At 52.8% G+C, this 18634-nt stretch carries 17 protein-coding genes and 6 tRNA genes; 7 read left to right on the top strand and 16 right to left on the bottom strand.

All coding sequences use genetic code 11. The annotated features are described in order from the left end of the window. Positions 1 to 66: 66 nt before the first annotated feature. The 7 genes from proX to emrB all read left to right on the top strand — a co-directional run bounded on the left by proX (position 67) and on the right by emrB (position 7099). Positions 67 to 1062: a glycine betaine/L-proline ABC transporter substrate-binding protein ProX gene (gene proX / locus M4I31_RS05415; protein ID WP_085048880.1), complete on the top strand. Its 996-nt coding sequence runs from the start codon at positions 67 to 69 to the stop codon at positions 1060 to 1062. A gap of 191 nt (positions 1063 to 1253) precedes the next feature. Then, the gene (locus tag M4I31_RS05410) at positions 1254 to 2438 is read left to right on the top strand and encodes an MFS transporter (protein WP_038633000.1); all 1185 of its coding nucleotides are present in this window, start codon (positions 1254 to 1256) and stop codon (positions 2436 to 2438) included. Between the two features lie 122 nt (positions 2439 to 2560). Next, positions 2561 to 3298, top strand: coding sequence for an AzlC family ABC transporter permease (locus M4I31_RS05405; protein WP_069324583.1), 738 nt, complete (start codon positions 2561 to 2563; stop codon positions 3296 to 3298). After that, positions 3288 to 3623, top strand: a complete 336-nt coding sequence (ygaH, locus tag M4I31_RS05400) for an L-valine transporter subunit YgaH (protein WP_042313111.1) — start codon at positions 3288 to 3290, stop codon at positions 3621 to 3623. The genes M4I31_RS05405 and ygaH overlap by 11 nt, the downstream gene beginning before the upstream one ends. Before the next feature lie 90 nt (positions 3624 to 3713). Further along, positions 3714 to 4244: a multidrug efflux transporter EmrAB transcriptional repressor EmrR gene (gene emrR, locus M4I31_RS05395; RefSeq protein WP_042313109.1), complete on the top strand. Its 531-nt coding sequence runs from the start codon at positions 3714 to 3716 to the stop codon at positions 4242 to 4244. A 127-nt stretch (positions 4245 to 4371) separates the two neighbouring features. Next, positions 4372 to 5544 carry a multidrug efflux MFS transporter periplasmic adaptor subunit EmrA gene (emrA, locus tag M4I31_RS05390; protein ID WP_085048879.1) on the top strand — a complete coding sequence of 391 codons (1173 nt, stop codon included), beginning with the start codon at positions 4372 to 4374 and terminating at the stop codon, positions 5542 to 5544. Between the two features lie 16 nt (positions 5545 to 5560). Further along, positions 5561 to 7099, top strand: a complete 1539-nt coding sequence (gene emrB / locus M4I31_RS05385; protein WP_069324580.1) for a multidrug efflux MFS transporter permease subunit EmrB — start codon at positions 5561 to 5563, stop codon at positions 7097 to 7099. 101 nt (positions 7100 to 7200) lie between these two features. Here the strand turns inward: emrB and luxS are convergent, their stop codons facing one another. From luxS to mltB, 16 genes are all read right to left on the bottom strand, one after another. Next, entirely contained in the window at positions 7201 to 7716 is a 516-nt protein-coding gene (gene luxS, locus M4I31_RS05380; protein ID WP_006687194.1) for an S-ribosylhomocysteine lyase, read from the bottom strand. A gap of 149 nt (positions 7717 to 7865) precedes the next feature. Then, a complete protein-coding gene (gene gshA, locus M4I31_RS05375) occupies positions 7866 to 9422 on the bottom strand; it encodes a glutamate--cysteine ligase (protein ID WP_038633015.1) in 1557 nt (518 codons plus the stop codon). Between the two features lie 77 nt (positions 9423 to 9499). Continuing rightward, positions 9500 to 9928 (bottom strand): YqaA family protein, encoded by a 429-nt coding sequence (locus M4I31_RS05370; protein WP_038633018.1) that lies wholly within the window; start codon positions 9926 to 9928, stop codon positions 9500 to 9502. Then, the gene (yqaB, locus tag M4I31_RS05365; protein WP_085048878.1) at positions 9925 to 10491 is read right to left on the bottom strand and encodes a fructose-1-phosphate/6-phosphogluconate phosphatase; all 567 of its coding nucleotides are present in this window, start codon (positions 10489 to 10491) and stop codon (positions 9925 to 9927) included. The genes M4I31_RS05370 and yqaB overlap by 4 nt, the downstream gene beginning before the upstream one ends. A 176-nt stretch (positions 10492 to 10667) precedes the next feature. Beyond that, positions 10668 to 10744: transfer RNA gene (locus M4I31_RS05360), tRNA-Arg, on the bottom strand. Between the two features lie 170 nt (positions 10745 to 10914). Beyond that, positions 10915 to 10991, bottom strand: a tRNA-Arg gene (locus M4I31_RS05355). Between the two features lie 60 nt (positions 10992 to 11051). Next, positions 11052 to 11128 (bottom strand) — tRNA-Arg (locus tag M4I31_RS05350). 60 nt (positions 11129 to 11188) lie between these two features. Next, a tRNA-Arg gene (locus M4I31_RS05345) sits at positions 11189 to 11265 on the bottom strand. A 59-nt stretch (positions 11266 to 11324) separates the two neighbouring features. Continuing rightward, positions 11325 to 11401: transfer RNA gene (locus M4I31_RS05340), tRNA-Arg, on the bottom strand. A gap of 3 nt (positions 11402 to 11404) precedes the next feature. Beyond that, positions 11405 to 11497: transfer RNA gene (locus M4I31_RS05335), tRNA-Ser, on the bottom strand. A 336-nt stretch (positions 11498 to 11833) separates the two neighbouring features. Further along, positions 11834 to 12019, bottom strand: coding sequence for a carbon storage regulator CsrA (gene csrA / locus M4I31_RS05330; protein WP_000906486.1), 186 nt, complete (start codon positions 12017 to 12019; stop codon positions 11834 to 11836). A gap of 238 nt (positions 12020 to 12257) precedes the next feature. After that, complete coding sequence (gene alaS / locus M4I31_RS05325) at positions 12258 to 14885, bottom strand: alanine--tRNA ligase (protein ID WP_061382320.1); 2628 nt, start codon at positions 14883 to 14885, stop codon at positions 12258 to 12260. Between the two features lie 127 nt (positions 14886 to 15012). Beyond that, positions 15013 to 15513: a recombination regulator RecX gene (recX, locus tag M4I31_RS05320; protein ID WP_085048877.1), complete on the bottom strand. Its 501-nt coding sequence runs from the start codon at positions 15511 to 15513 to the stop codon at positions 15013 to 15015. 72 nt (positions 15514 to 15585) lie between these two features. Then, positions 15586 to 16650: a recombinase RecA gene (gene recA, locus M4I31_RS05315; RefSeq protein WP_042310549.1), complete on the bottom strand. Its 1065-nt coding sequence runs from the start codon at positions 16648 to 16650 to the stop codon at positions 15586 to 15588. 92 nt (positions 16651 to 16742) lie between these two features. Next, positions 16743 to 17240: a nicotinamide-nucleotide amidase gene (gene pncC, locus M4I31_RS05310; protein WP_085048876.1), complete on the bottom strand. Its 498-nt coding sequence runs from the start codon at positions 17238 to 17240 to the stop codon at positions 16743 to 16745. A 193-nt stretch (positions 17241 to 17433) separates the two neighbouring features. After that, positions 17434 to 18513, bottom strand: a complete 1080-nt coding sequence (gene mltB, locus M4I31_RS05305; protein ID WP_085048875.1) for a lytic murein transglycosylase B — start codon at positions 18511 to 18513, stop codon at positions 17434 to 17436. Positions 18514 to 18634 lie beyond the last annotated feature (121 nt).

The raw sequence follows: 18634 nt of genomic DNA, 5'->3' as shown, positions 1-18634 counted from the left end.
CACCCGTTGCCCGGTGGCGCTGCGCTTACCGGGCCTACACGTCCCTCCAATAATTAAGGAACAACGATGCGACAGAAAGTTATTATTGCCACAGCGTTTGCCACCCTTGCCTCCACCAGCGCTTTCGCTGCCGACCTGCCGGGCAAAGGCATTACCGTCCAGCCAATCCAGAGCACTATCTCTGAAGAATCCTTCCAGACGCAGCTGGTCGCCCGCGCGCTGGAGAAACTGGGTTACACCGTTAACAAAACCAGCGAAGTTGACTATAACGTCGGCTATACCTCCATTGCCTCTGGCGATGCAACTTTTACCGCCGTGAACTGGCAGCCGCTGCATGATGATATGTACGCCGCGGCGGGCGGAGACAAAAAGTTTTATCGCGAGGGGGTATTCGTTACGGGTGCCGCACAGGGTTATCTGATCGACAAAAAAACCGCTGAGCAGTACAAAATCACCAACATCGCCCAGTTAAAAGATCCCAAGATCGCTAAAATTTTTGACACCAACGGCGACGGCAAAGCCGATATGATGGGCTGTTCGCCAGGCTGGGGCTGTGAAGCGGTGATCAACCACCAGAACAAAGCCTTCGATCTGGAAAAAACGGTCGAGGTCAGCCACGGTAACTATGCGGCGATGATGGCAGACACCATCACCCGCTTTAAAGAAGGCAAACCCATTCTTTACTACACCTGGACGCCGTACTGGGTCAGCGACGTGATGAAGCCGGGCAAAGATGTGGTCTGGTTGCAGGTACCGTTCTCTTCCCTGCCGGGTGAGCAGAAAGATATCGATACCAAATTGCCAAACGGCGCTAACTACGGCTTCCCGGTGAACACCATGCACATCGTCGCCAACAAAGCCTGGGCGGAGAAAAACCCGGCGGCAGCGAAACTGTTCGCTATCATGAAATTACCGTTGGCGGATATCAACGCACAGAACGCGATGATGCATGATGGTAAAGCGTCTGAAGCCGATGTTCAGGGTCACGTAGACGGCTGGATCAAAGCCCACCAGCAGCAGTTTGACGGCTGGGTGAACGAAGCGCTGGCTGCGCAGAAATAACCCACTCGCAGGTCTGATAAGCATAGCGCCATCAGGCACAGTAACCGCACCATTGCCGGATACGCTAACGCTTATCCGGCCTGTTTCCCTCTATCCCACCTAAACCGCACAATCCATCACCCAACAAATCAGCAACAGTTAATCACTTCCGTTATGATTGTTTTCTGCAACCCATTATTCAGTTGAAAACCATGACGAAAACCACTCAGGGACTTAGCCCTTCGCTGATCCTGTTAATGTCTATCGCCACCGGCCTTGCCGTCGCCAGTAACTATTACGCGCAACCGCTGCTCGACACCATCGCCCGCAACTTCTCACTGTCAGCCAGTACAGCAGGATTTATCGTCACCGCGGCCCAGCTCGGCTATGCCGCAGGTTTGCTATTCCTGGTACCGCTTGGCGATATGTTTGAGCGACGGATGTTGATTGTCTCCATGACGCTGCTGGCGGCTGGCGGCATGCTGATTACCGCCAGCAGCCAGTCGTTGGGCATGCTTATCCTCGGCACCGCCCTGACCGGACTGTTCTCGGTAGTGGCGCAGATCCTGGTTCCACTGGCGGCAACGCTTGCCACCCCGGACAAGCGCGGGAAAGTCGTCGGGACGATTATGAGCGGCCTGTTGCTGGGTATTCTGCTGGCGCGTACCGTAGCCGGGTTACTGGCGAACCTTGGCGGTTGGCGCACCGTATTTTGGGTGGCATCGATACTGATGGCATTGATGGCGATTGCGCTGTGGCGCGGTCTGCCGAAGATGAAATCAGATACCCATCTTAACTATCCGCAGCTGTTAGGTTCCGTATTCAGCCTGTTTACCCATGATAAATTGCTGCGTACCCGCGCAATGCTGGGTTGCCTGACTTTCGCCAACTTCAGCATTCTGTGGACCTCAATGGCATTTTTGCTCGCCGCGCCGCCGTTTAACTATTCTGAAGGGATGATCGGTCTGTTCGGTCTGGCGGGAGCCGCGGGGGCGTTAGGCGCACGCCCGGCGGGTGGTTTTGCCGATAAAGGAAAATCACATCTCACCACTACCGTCGGCCTGTTGTTACTGTTGCTCTCGTGGCTGGCTATCTGGCTCGGACATACTTCGGTGCCAATGCTGATTATCGGTATTCTGGTTCTGGATCTCACCGTTCAGGGGGTGCATATCACTAACCAGACGGTTATCTATCGCATTCATCCGGATGCGCGTAACCGTCTGACCGCCGGCTACATGACCAGCTATTTTATTGGCGGGGCCGCTGGTTCGTTGATTTCGGCCTCCGCCTGGCAACATGCCGGTTGGGCTGGCGTTTGTCTGGCGGGTACGACCGTTGCCGTACTCAACCTGTTGGTCTGGTGGCGAGGTTTTCACCGTCAGGAAGCCGTAAATTAAGCGTATAGCGCTTGTTTACCGCTGATTGGGCTCCTCAGGGTGTTAAGGAGCCCATCAGTCTGCTAAGGTTATAACTCATTGAACCAAGTTATATTAATTTCGGTAATGAAACCTATAACCCTATGGAAAGCCCTATACCCCAGTCCGGATCCCGTTCGGCGACGTTAACGGAAGGATTCAAAGACAGTCTGCCGATAGTTATCAGCTATATTCCGGTCGCTTTTGCATTTGGTCTAAATGCTACTCGCCTTGGCTTTACGCCGGTCGAAAGCGTCTTTTTCTCCTGCATTATCTATGCGGGAGCCAGCCAGTTTGTCATTACCACCATGCTTGCCGCAGGCAGTTCTCTGTGGGTCGCCGCACTGACCGTTATGGCTATGGATATCCGCCATGTTTTATACGGTCCCTCCCTGCGCAGTCGCATCACACAGCGCCTGAACAAACCCAAAAGCGCGCTGTGGGCCTTTGGCCTCACCGATGAAGTCTTTGCCGCCGCAACGGCTAAACTGGTCCGGGATAATCGGCGCTGGAGTGAAAACTGGATGATTGGCATTGCGCTATGCTCCTGGGCTTCCTGGGTATTCGGCACAGTGATCGGCGCGTTTTCCGGTAGTGGTTTACTCAAAGATTATCCCGCGGTTGAAGCGGCACTGGGCTTCATGCTTCCGGCGCTATTTATGAGTTTCCTGCTCGCCTCTTTCCAGCGTCAACAGGCGCTCTGCGTGACTGCCGCACTGGCAGGCGCGCTGGCCGGGGTAATACTCTTTTCTATCCCTGCTGCCATCCTTTTGGGCATCATCTGTGGATGCCTGACCGCGCTGCTCCAGTCATTTTGGCAGGGAGGACCTGATGAGCTATGAAGTTTTACTGCTCGGCCTGCTGGTCGGCTGCGTGAATTATTGCTTTCGCTATTTACCGCTCCGTCTTGGGGTAGGGAATGTTCGCCCGACAAGACGCGGTGCGACGGGCATATTACTTGACACCATTGGCATTGCATCAATTTGCGCCCTGTTGGTGGTGTCTACCGCGCCAGAAGTGATGCACGATGCTCGTCGGTTCGTGCCTACGCTGGTAGGGTTTGTCATACTGGGCGCAAGCTTCTATAAGACCCGCAGCATCATCATTCCGACCTTACTGAGTGCTCTGGGCTACGGATTAGCCTGGAAAATGCTGGTTGGCTTATAGACAAAAACAATCATTTTAAATAAATAATACATTTACTTTATTTGTCACTGTCGTTACTATATCGGCTGAAATTAATGAGGTTATACCCAAATGGATAGTTCGTTTACGCCCATTGAACAAATGCTAAAATTTCGCGCCAGCCGCTACGAAGAGTTCCCTTATCAGGAAGTGCTTCTGACTCGTCTTTGCATGCACATGCAGGGCAAGCTGCTGGAAAATCGCAATAAGATGCTGAAAGCTCAAGGGATTAACGAGACATTGTTTATGGCGTTGATTACGCTGGAGTCTCAGGAAAACCACAGTATTCAGCCTTCTGAACTGAGTTGCGCGCTCGGCTCGTCACGGACTAACGCTACCCGCATTGCGGATGAGTTAGAAAAACGTGGCTGGATTGAACGTCGCGAAAGCGATAACGATCGCCGCTGTCTGCATCTGCAATTGACCGAAAAAGGCCATGCTTTTTTGCAAGAGGTGTTACCACCTCAGCACAACTGCCTGCATCAACTCTGGTCATCTCTTAGCACCACCGAAAAAGATCAGCTTGAGCAAATCACCCGTAAACTTCTGACCCGTCTTGACCAGATGGAGCAGGATGGCACGGTATTAGAAGCGCTGCGCTAACGCGCCGACTCGCTCAGAAATCCAGATTTATAAATGAAAACCGACAGGCCAGCACGCATACTGCTGGCCTTTCTGATGAACAGGTCGGCTCAGCCGATGTGAAAAAAATAAGATCGTGGAGAACAACATGAGCGCAAATGCGGAGACTCAAACCCCGCAGCAACCGGTTAAGAAGAATGGCAAACGTAAAAGTATGCTGCTCCTTCTGACCTTGCTCTTTATTATCATTGCCGTGGCATATGGGATTTATTGGTTTTTAGTACTACGTCATTACGAAGATACTGACGATGCGTACGTGGCAGGGAACCAGGTTCAAATCATGGCGCAGGTATCAGGCAGCGTGACGAAAGTCTGGGCTGATAACACTGACTTTGTTAAACAAGGCGATGTGCTGGTTACTCTCGATCAGACGGATGCTAAGCAGGCATTCGAAAAAGCCAAAACGGCATTGGCTTCCAGCGTGCGCCAGACGCACCAACTGATGATCAACAGTAAGCAGTTACAGGCTAGCATTGAAGTGCAGAGAACCGCGCTGGCGCAGGCACAAAGCGACTTTAATCGCCGCGTCCCGCTGGGCAACGCCAACCTGATTGGCCGCGAAGAGCTGCAACATGCGCGAGATGCCGTTGCCAGCGCTCAGGCGCAGCTTGATGTCGCTATCCAGCAATATAATGCTAACCAGGCAATGATTCTCGGCAGCAAGCTGGAAGATCAGCCCGCCGTACAACAGGCCGCCACCGAAGTGCGCAACGCCTGGCTGGCGTTGGAACGTACCAGAATCGTCAGTCCAATGACCGGCTATGTTTCCCGTCGTGCCGTACAGCCTGGCGCGCAAATCAGCCCAACCACGCCGCTGATGGCAGTTGTTCCGGCCACCAACCTGTGGGTCGATGCTAACTTTAAAGAAACGCAGCTAGCGCACATGCGTATCGGCCAGCCTGCGACGGTTATCAGTGATATTTACGGCGATGATGTGAAATACACCGGTAAAATTGTTGGCCTTGATATGGGTACGGGCAGCGCCTTCTCCCTGCTGCCTGCGCAAAACGCAACCGGTAACTGGATCAAAGTCGTCCAGCGTCTGCCGGTACGTATCGAACTGGATGCGCAGCAGCTGGCGCAACATCCGTTGCGGATCGGTTTGTCCACGCTGGTTACGGTAGATACCTCCAATCGTGACGGACAGATTCTGGCAAGCCAGGTCCGCACCACGCCGGTATCAGAAAGTAATGCACGTGAAATCAACCTTGCTCCGGTCAATAAAATGATCGAAGAGATCGTGCGGGCCAACGCGGGCTAATTCAAAGGTGCGTGTGATGCAACAGCAAAAACCGCTGGAAGGCGCGCAGCTCGTCATTATGACGATCGCGCTGTCTCTGGCGACATTCATGCAGGTGCTGGACTCCACCATTGCTAACGTGGCGATCCCTACTATCGCCGGGAACCTGGGCTCTTCGCTGAGCCAGGGAACCTGGGTGATCACCTCATTCGGGGTGGCGAACGCTATCTCAATTCCAATCACCGGTTGGTTGGCAAAGCGCTTTGGCGAAGTAAGGCTATTCATGTGGTCAACGACTGCCTTCGTCATTGCGTCATGGGCATGCGGGATGTCCACCAGCCTGAACATGCTGATTTTCTTCCGCGTGGTACAAGGGATTGTCGCCGGTCCACTAATTCCGCTTTCGCAAAGCCTGCTGCTGAATAATTATCCTCCCGCCAAGCGTTCCATTGCCCTCGCGCTGTGGTCGATGACGGTGATTGTCGCCCCAATATGCGGCCCTATTCTTGGGGGCTATATCAGCGACAACTATCACTGGGGTTGGATATTCTTCATCAACGTGCCAATCGGCGCGGCGGTGGTATTGATGACTCTGCAAACTCTACGCGGGCGAGAAACCAAAACCGAGCAGCGACGCATTGACGCCATTGGTTTGGCATTGCTGGTCATTGGTATCGGTAGCTTGCAGATTATGCTCGACCGCGGCAAAGAGCTGGACTGGTTTGCCTCACAGGAGATTATCATCCTGACGGTGGTCGCCGTTGTCGCTATCAGCTTCCTGATCGTCTGGGAGCTTACCGACGAGCACCCGATTGTCGATCTCTCGCTGTTTAAGTCGCGAAACTTTACCATCGGCTGCTTGTGTATCAGTCTGGCCTATATGCTCTACTTCGGCGCAATCGTCCTGCTGCCGCAGCTATTGCAGGAGGTTTACGGATATACGGCAACCTGGGCCGGTCTGGCCTCCGCCCCGGTTGGGGTGATCCCGGTGATCCTGTCGCCGATAATCGGCCGCTTCGCGCATAAGCTGGATATGCGTCGTCTGGTCACGTTCAGTTTTATTATGTACGCCGTCTGTTTCTACTGGCGCGCATGGACGTTCGAACCGGGTATGGATTTTGGCGCATCGGCCTGGCCGCAGTTTATTCAGGGATTCGCGGTAGCCTGCTTCTTTATGCCGCTGACGACCATTACGCTGTCCGGTTTACCGCCTGAACGTCTGGCGGCGGCGTCCAGCTTGTCTAACTTTACGCGAACGCTGGCAGGTTCTATCGGAACCTCCATCACCACGACAATGTGGACTAACCGTGAGTCGCTACACCATGCGCAGTTAACGGAGTCCGTTAATCCCTACAACCCAAATGCACAGGCTATGTATAACCAACTGCAGGGATTAGGGATGAGCAAGGAGCAAGCATCTGGCTGGCTGGCCCAACAGATAACCAATCAAGGGCTGATCATTTCCGCCAACGAAATCTTCTGGATGTCAGCAGGGATCTTCCTGGTGCTGCTTGGTCTTGTCTGGTTCGCTAAACCGCCGTTTGGCGCGGGCGGCGGCGCGGGCGGCGCACATTGATCAAAAAAGCCAGTTCATCTGAACTGGCTTTTTTATACCGGCTGGCGCCTATTATTTGTCGACCAGATGAGAAGCGTGAGCTTCACCATCCAGCATGACAACTAAATATGCAGTTCCTGCAGCTTCTCTTTCGGCAGTGCCAGCTCTTCATTACTGTTCACACGAACATCGTGCTCAAGGATATGACGGGCAATGTCCTGCGCTTCACTGAGAGAGTGCATCTGATACGTGCCGCACTGGTAAATGTTCAGTTCTGGGATCTGGTTTTGATCCTGCACTTTCAGTACGTCAGCCATCGCCGCTTTCCACGCGTCGGCAACACGCTGCTCGTCCGGCGTGCCAATCAGGCTCATGTAGAAGCCGGTTCGGCATCCCATCGGAGAGATATCAATAATCTCAACGCCGTTACCGTTGAGATGGTTACGCATAAAACCTGCAAACAGGTGTTCCAGCGTATGGATACCTTTCTCAGGCATCACTTCTTTGTTCGGAATGCAGAAACGCAGATCAAACACGGTGATTGCGTCGCCATGCGGGGTGTTCATCGTTTTTGCAACCCGGACCGCGGGAGCTTCCATCCGGGTGTGATCGACAGTAAAACTATCTAACAACGGCATTTAGCCACCTCCGATAAATTTTTTAAAAATAATCTGAACTCTTTGTTCCGGGGCGAGTCTGAGTATATGAAAGACGCGCATTTGTTATCATCATCCCTGTTTTCAGAGATGAAATTTTGGCCACTCCCGAGTGGCCTTTTTCTTTTGTATCAAGCGTGCTTTTCCAGCCACACGCTAAACGGCTCGGTATCAGCCGCTTCGATCTCCTGCTGACGACGCTTTGACGCTTCGGTTTCAGCAATAAACTCTTCTTCCTGCAATATTTCCAACGGCTCTTCGCGCAGCAGGTTTCGGTATGCCTCACCCAACGCTTTGCCCGTACCGCCAATGCCTTCATCAATCATAGACCGTAGGATCCGGGCAGAGAATGTCAGTTCAGGATTATCAAAGCAGGCGACCAACTCGTCGCATACCTTTTGATACTCCTCTCCCCCGTGGATGCTGTCCAGCGTTTGTGCTACGCGTTTCAGGTCGCGGAACAAATCTTTACCCACTTCAGGCAGTGGGAACTGCGCTGTCTCACAGCCAATGCCTAAGGTCAGGCCAGGCTTACGCCCTTCCAGAATAACGCGATTCCAGTTAGTACGCGTACATAACAGCTCATCGCTACTCATTTCCGGCGCATCGGCCAATGCGCACCAGACCATAAACAGATCGAGGAAGCGTACCTGTTGCTCGTCTACGCCGATTGGTGAGAACGGGTTAATATCCAGTGAACGTACTTCGATGTACTCAATACCGCCACGCAGAAGCGCGTCAGAAGGCGTTTCACCACGACGAGTGACGCGTTTCGGACGAATAGGCGCATACAGTTCATTTTCAATCTGCAAAACGTTGCTGTTAATTTGCAGACGCTTACCGTCCTTCTCCAGACCGATCGCCGCGTACTCCTCGGAAGGGGTTTTAATCGCGCGCTTTAATCCTGCCACATACTCATGCAAATCGTTAAACGTAATTCCGAGATTGCTTTGCGACTTATTGGTATAGCCCAAATCGCTCAAACGCAGCGACGTCGCGTACGGCAGGTAATACATCCCACAGTCGGTTTTTTCAAACGGCAGGGTGGTCGGTTTTCCTTGCAGGAAGGAGGAACAAATGGCCGGAGAAGCGCCAAACAGATACGGGATGACCCAGCCAAAACGGTAATAGTTACGGATCAGACGGAAGTAACCCGCAGAGATCTTCTCTTTAGCATCTTCACCGTCCGTTACGCCGCATTTCGCCTGCCAGAAAGCCATCGGCAGCGAGAAGTTGTAATGTACGCCGGAGATGGTCTGCATCAACGCGCCATAACGGTTTTTGAGACCTTCGCGATAAAGCGTTTTCAAACGACCGGTATTCGACGTACCGTACTGCGCCAGCTCAATATCCTGACCGTCGGCAATATAGCAAGGCATGCTCAACGGCCACATACGCTCGTCGCCCAGGTTTCTGGCGGTATAACGATGCAGGTCGCGCATGAACGTCAGCATTTTATGAATATCGTCGCCAGGTGGAGTAATAAACTCCAGCAGCGCTTCGGCAAAGTCCGTGGTTATCCACTTATGTGTTAGCGCTGAGCCTAACACCTCAGGATGGCCTGTCGTCGCCAATGACCCATCAGCATTGACGCGCAGCGTTTCACGCTCCAGCCCACGTTGAATCCCCTTTAACGCCTGAGGATGGTTTTCCAGCCAGGCCAGCGCCTGTGATACGTTCGGGATCAAATTGACCTCCCGCCTGTCAAAATCGTTTTAATTAGCATAATGGTATTGGTTACCCTGAAGGCTATCTCACAACACAATTAGTGCCACCACATAATGCCTTGCGTCGTAACCGCTGCGACAACAACATAGCGCAACGCCTTGCCAAGGCATAAGAAAAAGAGAACTGGGCCCCACGAGATGCGCATCCATCCAGCTAACAGGCACAGTAAATCACCCACAACCGGCATCCAGCTTAATAATAGTGTGACAGCGCCATAGCGCCGCAGCCAGCCAGTGGCTTTCTCTTGCCAGCGCGATGTTTTACGCAATGGAAAGAAACGCCCAAGGATAACGTTAGTTAACCCTCCAAGGCTATTACCCATTGTTGCTGTTAAGACTAAGACCCAGGGATGACTTACCCCAGAAATCAGCAAAGCAACCAGAACAACTTCAGAATTGCCGGGTAATAGCGTGGCGCTGAGAAAACTGCTGGCAAACAGTGACAGGAGCGATAGTCCATCACTCACAATAACCGAACATCCACGGCGTCCATCCCCGCTGCGCTCGCCGCCTGCAGTCCAAAATCGGCATCTTCAAACACGACGCAGCGCGCCGGAACAACCCCCATTCGCTCAGCACAAAGCAAGAACGTATCAGGAGCAGGCTTATGGCGTTGTACGTGATCGGCGGCTACCACAGCATCAAAATAGCGACGCAGACCAAGGTGAGCGAGCAGAGCCTCTGCAATTGCGCTTTCACTCCCCGTCCCTACCGACATAGGACGGCGGCCATGCCAGGCTTTCACCACTTCAACCAACGGTAAAGGCTGGACGCTATCCAGCAGCATGCTTTTTACCTTGTCCGTTTTTTCTCGTGCCAAAACATGGGGGTCAAGATCGGCATGATTCAATTCAATCACCGCCTGGGCAATACGCCACGTTGGAGAGCCGTTGAGGGCAACCATGGCTTGTTCATCAAACCGTAGCCCATAATGGCCCAATACCTCATGCCACGCCTTACGGTGCGTAGGTTCGGTATCCAGGATGGTGCCATCCATATCAAAAATCAAACCCGCATAACGTTCGTACATCGTCTTCTCACAAGCCGAATGACCAGACGTTATTTTATCGTAATTGATTGATTTTGTCGCTGACAGCGAATTGAGGGATGTTCAGGGAGTATGTGGAAATGATTCATGAGGGGGAAAGTGCTGGCGATCATCTCGCAGACCATGAAGAAACAGTTTCGCTGTTATTCAGGAGAAGATGGTGCATCCGGGAGGATTCGAACCTCCGACCGCTCGGTTCGTAGCCGAGTACTCTATCCAGCTGAGCTACGGATGCATCGGGAATTGCTGATTACTACTGATACGGCAAGAAGATGGTGCATCCGGGAGGATTACTCGGCTGCGCCTCGCCCTGCGGGCCGTTGCTGAAGCAACGTTATCCTCCCTGGTGCTGGCGATTATCTCGCAGACCATGCAACAACAGTTTCGCTGTTATTCAGGAGAAGATGGTGCATCCGGGAGGATTCGAACCTCCGACCGCTCGGTTCGTAGCCGAGTACTCTATCCAGCTGAGCTACGGATGCATCGGAAAACTTGCTTTACTGCCGATATTGATATCGAAATAAACGATATCAAGTAAGAGATGGTGCATCCGGGAGGATTCGAACCTCCGACCGCTCGGTTCGTAGCCGAGTACTCTATCCAGCTGAGCTACGGATGCATCGGAAAACTTGCTTTACTGCCGATATTGATATCGAAATAAACGATATCAAGTAAGAGATGGTGCATCCGGGAGGATTCGAACCTCCGACCGCTCGGTTCGTAGCCGAGTACTCTATCCAGCTGAGCTACGGATGCATCGGGAAACTTACTTTACTGCAGATTTGATGTCGCTACTAAAGCGCTATCAAGTAATATGGTGCATCCGGGAGGATTCGAACCTCCGACCGCTCGGTTCGTAGCCGAGTACTCTATCCAGCTGAGCTACGGATGCAAATGGCGGTGAGGCGGGGATTCGAACCCCGGATGCAGCTTTTGACCGCATACTCCCTTAGCAGGGGAGCGCCTTCAGCCTCTCGGCCACCTCACCAACACGCCTCTTACGAGTGCTTCGAAGAACTTGTTTCTGCTCATCGTCGCTGCGTGGCGCACATATTACTTTCTGGGACTTATAAGTCAAACAATTTTTCCAGAGCTTTTATCGTTTGCACATTTCACGCGCAATTAGTCTGCAAAAACGGCAAAAAGAGTGTTTTATCAACAGATAAATTGGCAGTTTCCGCAGACAATGAACAAACAGAAAATTCGCCGGGAACGACAATGTGCGTATGGGAAAAGAGAAAATGGGGGGAGTGAAGCAGAAAAGCGAAGAAAGAGGACAACTCAATCAGGTTGCGCCTCACCAGAATGGTGAGACGCGAAAACCTTAATAACTGGACTGCTGGGATTTTTCAGCCTGGATACGCTGGTAGATCTCTTCACGATGGACAGAAACTTCTTTCGGGGCGTTTACGCCAATGCGTACCTGGTTGCCCTTCACCCCTAAAACTGTCACGGTGACCTCATCGCCTATCATGAGGGTCTCACCAACTCGACGAGTCAGAATCAGCATTCTTTGCTCCTTGAAAGATTAAAAGAGTCGGGTCTCTCTGTATCCCGGCATTATCCATCATATAACGCCAAAAAGTAAGCGATGACAAACACCTAAGTGTAAGCAGTCACGGCATCACATTCTGTTAAACCTAAGTTTAGCCGATATACACAACTTCAACCTGACTTTATCGTTGTCGATAGCGTTGATGCAAACGCTGCGGATTGAAGCCCGCAGCGTCGACTTACGCTTATAATTATTACAGTTTTGCGCTGACCCAGCCTTTCACACTGGCTAACGCTGCAGGCAGAGCCGCTGCATCCGTACCACCGGCTTGCGCCATGTCCGGACGACCACCACCCTTACCGCCTACCTGCTGAGCGACCATACCAACCAGTTCCCCTGCTTTCACTCGGTCTGTCACATCCTTAGACACACCAGCAATCAGAGAAACCTTACCTTCAACTACCGTTGCCAGAACGATAACAGTAGACCCCAGTTGATTTTTCAGATCATCAACCATGGTACGCAACATTTTCGGCTCAACGTCCGCAAGTTCACTGACCAGCAGCTTCACGCCGTTGATATCAACCGCTTTGCTGGAGAGATTTGCACTCTCCTGCGCCGCAGCCTGTTCCTTCAATTGCTGCAATTCTTTTTCGAGTTGACGCGTACGTTCCAGTACAGAACGCACTTTATCACCGATATTCTGGCTATCGCCTTTCAGCAGCTGCGCGATATCGCTTAAGCGGTCGCTCTCAGCATGCACGGTTTGGATAGCGCCTTCACCGGTTACGGCTTCGATACGACGAACGCCCGCCGCCGTGCCTGACTCAGACACAATGCGGAACAGACCGATATCCCCCGTACGGCTGGCGTGAGTACCGCCACACAGTTCGGTGGAGAAATCGCCCATACTCAGAACGCGCACGTGGTCATCATATTTCTCGCCAAACAGCGCCATTGCGCCTTTGGCTTTCGCCGCTTCCAGATCCATGATGTTCGTTTCAATCGGCAGGTTGCGACGAATTTGCGCATTCACCAGATCTTCAACGGCACGGATTTCAGCAGGCTTCATGGCTTCGGTATGAGAGAAGTCGAAACGCAGCACTTTATCGTTAACCAGCGAGCCTTTCTGTGCCACATGCGTGCCCAATACCTGGCGCAGCGCCGCGTGCATCAGGTGCGTTGCGGAGTGATTCAAGCGGATACGCGCACGACGCGCTTCATCCACATCAGCCTGTACTGCATCGCCTATTTTCAGAGAACCCGCAGACAGTTTGCCGATATGACCAATCGCCTGGCCATATTTTTGCGTGTCACTCACGGCAAACGCAAAGCCCGCACCTTTCAGTTCGCCCTTGTCTCCAACCTGACCACCAGATTCCGCATAGAACGGCGTCTGATCCAGTACAACAACAGCGTCCTGACCGGCGTTAATGGCGTCTACCGCTTTACCATCGACAAACAGCGCAGTCACTTTGCCGTTCAGCTCAAGATGCTCATACCCTTTAAATTCTGAAGCGCCATCAACGCGAATCATCGCATTGTAGTCTGCGCCAAAACCGCTGGCTTCACGCGCACGACGGCGCTGTTCTTCCATTGCGGCTTCAAAGCCCGCCTCGTCAACCTTGATGTTGCGCTCGCGGCAAACGTCTGCCGTCAGGTCAACCGGGAAGCCGTATGTGTCATACAGACGGAAGGCGGTTTCGCCATCCAGCGTATCACCCGTCAGTTTTGCCAGCTCTTCGTCCAGCAGTGCCAGACCACGTTCCAGCGTACGAGCGAACTGTTCTTCTTCGGTTTTCAGAACCTGTTCAACCATTGCCTGTTGACGCTTCAGCTCTTCACCTGCAGACCCCATGACTTCCACCAACGGACCAACCAGCTTGTAGAAGAAGGTATCCTTCGCGCCCAGCATGTTGCCATGACGTACCGCGCGGCGAATGATACGGCGCAGCACATAGCCACGGTTTTCATTCGACGGGACAACGCCATCGGCAATCAGGAATGCACAAGAACGGATATGGTCGGCGATAACGCGCAGCGACTTGTTGCTCAGATCGGTCGCACCAGTAACTTTCGCGACGGATTCAATCAGTGAGCGGAACAGGTCAATTTCATAGTTGGAGTTAACGTGTTGCAGCACGGCCGCAATACGCTCCAGCCCCATACCGGTATCCACGGACGGCTTCGGCAGCGGTTCCATGGTGCCGTCAGCCTGACGGTTGAACTGCATGAAGACGATGTTCCAGATCTCAATGTAGCGATCGCCATCTTCTTCTGCGCTTCCCGGAGGGCCGCCCCAAATGTGGTCGCCGTGGTCGTAGAAAATTTCGGTGCACGGACCGCAAGGACCGGTATCACCCATTTGCCAGAAGTTGTCGGAAGCATAGGCCGCGCCTTTGTTATCACCAATGCGGATGATACGCTCGCGCGGAATACCAACTTCTTTTTCCCAAATTTCATAGGCTTCATCGTCAGTTTCATAGACGGTGACCCACAGACGTTCTTTTGGCAGGGCAAACCAGTTTTCACCGGTCAGCAGTTCCCATGCAAATTGAATGGCGTCGTGTTTGAAATAATCGCCGAAGCTGAAGTTGCCCAGCATTTCGAAGAAGGTATGGTGACGTGCAGTGTAACCGACGTTTTCCAGGTCGTTGTGCTTACCGCCCGCACGTACACAACGCTGCGAGGTGGTTGCGCGGGAATAATTACGCTTGTCGAGGCCAAGGAAAACATCCTTGAACTGGTTCATCCCGGCGTTGGTAAACAACAAAGTAGGGTCATTGTTTGGTACCAGGGAGCTGCTGGCAACTACCTGATGTCCTTTACTATGGAAAAAATCGAGAAACGCCTGACGGATCTCAGCGGTGCTCTTGCTCATAATTATCCTGAAGAAATCAAGCTAACGAAATGTCATTACCAGCATCGGCAGCAAACTGCGCCTCTGGCAATCGAAAAGTGGGAATAAGATAAGTTTTCTTTACTGGGAAGTAAAATCCCGTATGCGCTCAATCGTCAAAATTTCGCCATATTGCCTGAATATCTTCCATCAGATAGCCACGATAGAGCAAAAAACGCTGGACCTTTACCTTATCTGAAAAATCGACTGGTAAAGGTTCACCGTATTTCCTGATTGCCTGCTCGCGCGCAAGCACTGCCCAGTCAATTTCACACTCACGCATGGCGCGCTCAATAGCCTCACGCGAGATTCCTTTCTGGCTGAGTTCCTGCCGCACTCGCGCAGGCCCATAACCTTTGCGGCTACGGCTGGCAATAAACTGCTGAACGAAGCGGTCATCATCCAGATAATGACTTTCAATGCACCAGGCAATGACCTTGTCGTAATCTTCCGGGGAAGCATCAATGTCTTCCGGCCCTTGTTTGCCCATCACCGGCGCGGCCAGCTTCCGCCGTAGTTCCTGCTCGCTGTGATCGCGCATTGCCAGAATACGCACGGCGCGGTCAAGCAGTCGGGAATAAGCGGATCGGCGGGAAGTTGCATCTGTCATAGTGAACCTTCAGAAATGCAAAAGGGCTGCATGATATGCAGCCCTTTACTGTATGCGATGTAAAACAGATTATCAGAAATCTTCGTTCGTTTCTGCTACGTCTGCACCACCGTCATCAACGGAGAAATCTGGCGTTGAATCCTGGTTATTGAGCAGTAACTCGCGCAATTTCTTCTCAATCTCTTTTGCGGTTGCCGGGTTTTCTTTCAGCCAGTTGGTCGCATTCGCTTTACCCTGACCGATTTTCTCACCGTTATAGCTGTACCATGCACCGGCTTTTTCAATCAGCTTCTCTTTCACGCCCAGGTCAACCAGTTCGCCATAGAAGTTGATACCTTCACCATACAGAATCTGGAATTCAGCCTGTTTAAACGGCGCGGCGATTTTGTTTTTCACGACCTTAACGCGGGTTTCGCTACCAACCACGTTGTCGCCCTCTTTCACTGCGCCGATACGGCGAATGTCCAGGCGCACGGAGGCATAGAATTTCAGCGCGTTACCACCGGTAGTGGTTTCCGGGTTACCGAACATAACGCCAATTTTCATACGGATCTGGTTGATGAAAATCAGTAGCGTGTTGGACTGCTTCAGGTTACCGGCCAGCTTACGCATCGCCTGGCTCATCATACGCGCCGCAAGACCCATGTGAGAGTCGCCAATCTCGCCTTCGATTTCCGCTTTCGGCGTCAGCGCCGCCACGGAGTCGACAACGATAACGTCAACCGCACCGGAACGCGCCAGCGCATCACAGATTTCCAGCGCTTGTTCACCGGTATCCGGCTGGGAACACAGCAGGTTGTCGATATCAACGCCAAGCTTACGGGCATAGACGGGATCCAGCGCGTGTTCCGCATCAATGAACGCACAGGTTTTACCTTCGCGCTGAGCGGCGGCAATAACCTGCAGCGTCAGCGTCGTTTTACCGGAAGATTCAGGCCCGTAGATTTCGACGATACGGCCCATTGGCAAACCGCCCGCGCCCAATGCGATGTCCAGAGAAAGCGAACCGGTGGAGATGGTTTCCACATCCATGGAACGGTCTTCACCCAGGCGCATGATGGAGCCTTTACCGAATTGCTTTTCGATCTGACCCAGCGCTGCCGCCAACGCTTTCTGTTTGTTTTCGTCGATAGCCATTAATTACTCCTGTCATGCCGCTTTCGGGGTAAACCGCGAAACGTGAAAGATAATGTTCTGTTGAGGCAATTATACTGTATGCTCATACAGTATCAAGTATTTTGTAGAAATTGTTGCCACAGGGTTTGTAACGCATAGGCAGTCGCCTGCCGACGTACCGCATCGCGGTCACCGCTGAAACATTCCCGGCGGGTAATCCCCTCGCCGCTTGCGCTGGCAAAGGCAAACCATACCGTACCCACAGGCTTTTCCTCACTGCCGCCATCCGGCCCCGCAATACCGCTGATCGAGACCGCGAAATGCGCGCGGGCCGCTTTTAGAGCACCAATCGCCATTTCCACGACGACAGGCTCACTCACCGCGCCATGCTGGGCCAGCGTCTCTTCGCACACGCCAATCATCTGCGCTTTGGCTTCATTGCTGTAGGTCACGAACCCGCGTTCAAACCAGGCGGAACTGCCGGCAATATCCGTAATGGCTTTGGCCACCCAACCGCCGGTGCAGGATTCCGCCGTCGTAACGGTCGCCCCGCGCGCTTTCAGCGCCAGGCCAACCTGCTCGCTTAACTGCATCAGTTCACTGTCGGTCATTTCAGCCTCTGTCAGTTAAAAAAATATGCCGCACAAGATAGCACTTTCACAACCAATGTGGGGATGGGGAGAACGTTTTACGAGGGGGATTCCAAAAATTGATCCGTTGCAAAATAAGACCCGCCGGATGGCGATGTCAGAGCATCTTATCCGGCCTACAAGCAATATCTTATCTGTAGGCCGGTTGGAGCGATTACTGTACGCGCGCCAGCGCTACCGCCTGACCCAATTGCCACACCGCCATCGCGTAGTGGGTACTGTGGTTGTAGCGGGTGATGGTGTAGAAGTTTGGCAGCCCGTACCAGTACTGATAACCGGTGCCAATATCCAGGCGCAGCAGGCTGGCCTGCTGATGATTCCCCAACGACTGCTGCGGCGTCAGACCCGCGGCGGCAAGCTGTGAAATGCTGTACTGGGTTTTAAAGCCGTTCGCCAGCCCAGGCGCCTGACCATTCGCCGGCACCGCGACCGTATCGCCTTTCACCCAGCCGTGGCCTTTGAAATAGTTCGCCACGCTACCGATGGCGTCAACCGGATCCCACAGATTAATGTGCCCATCGCCATTGAAATCGACCGCATATTTTTTATAGGAAGACGGCATAAACTGGCCGTAGCCCATCGCACCGGCGAAGGAACCTTTCAAATCGAGCGGATCATCACTTTCATCTCGCGCCATCAACAGGAAAGTTTCCAGTTCGCCAGAGAAGTATTCCGCACGACGAGGATAATTAAAGGACAGCGTCGCCAGCGCATCCAGAATTCGCGTTTTGCCCATCACGCGGCCCCAGCGCGTCTCTACGCCAATAATACCGACGATGATTTCCGGTGGTACGCCGTAGACCTGCCACGCACGGTTCAGGGCATCTTCATATTGATTCCAGAAGGCCACGCCGTTTTGCACGTTATCCGGCGTGATGAACTGCTTGCGATAACGCAGCCACGCGCCGTTAGGTCCGGCTGGAGGTTGAGTCGTCGGCGCCTGACGGTCCATCAAACGCAATACCGAGTCCAGCCGCTTGGCCTGCGACAGGATCTCCTGCAACTGCTGGCGATCAAAGCCATGCTTGTTCACCATCTTCTCGATGAACTGTTGCGCGTTCGGGTTATTGGCAAAATCGCCGCCCGTTAGCATGACATTGTGCTGTGGCTCAAGCAGGAAACCGCCGGATGGCGTACCCGTAGTCGTTTGAGTCTCTGAAGGTTTAGGTTTGCTGCTACAGGCAGCAAGCAATACGAAAAGGGGAAGTAACGCTACATAACGACGCTTGAACATGAGACATCCATTAAACAAATTCAGCCTGGGAGAAGTATGGTAAAGCATCCTCAGCCATACAAGGAAGCAGTAGTCGCTCTGCTTCACAGAATTTCCCCCCTCTTGCACTTCCGACCGTCAT

It is taken from the genome of Citrobacter sp. XT1-2-2 (genome assembly GCF_023516235.1).
Classification (GTDB): domain Bacteria; phylum Pseudomonadota; class Gammaproteobacteria; order Enterobacterales; family Enterobacteriaceae; genus Citrobacter; species Citrobacter werkmanii.
The sequence above is the reverse complement of the archived record's forward strand: the minus strand, read 5'-3'. Positions and strand labels throughout refer to the sequence as shown.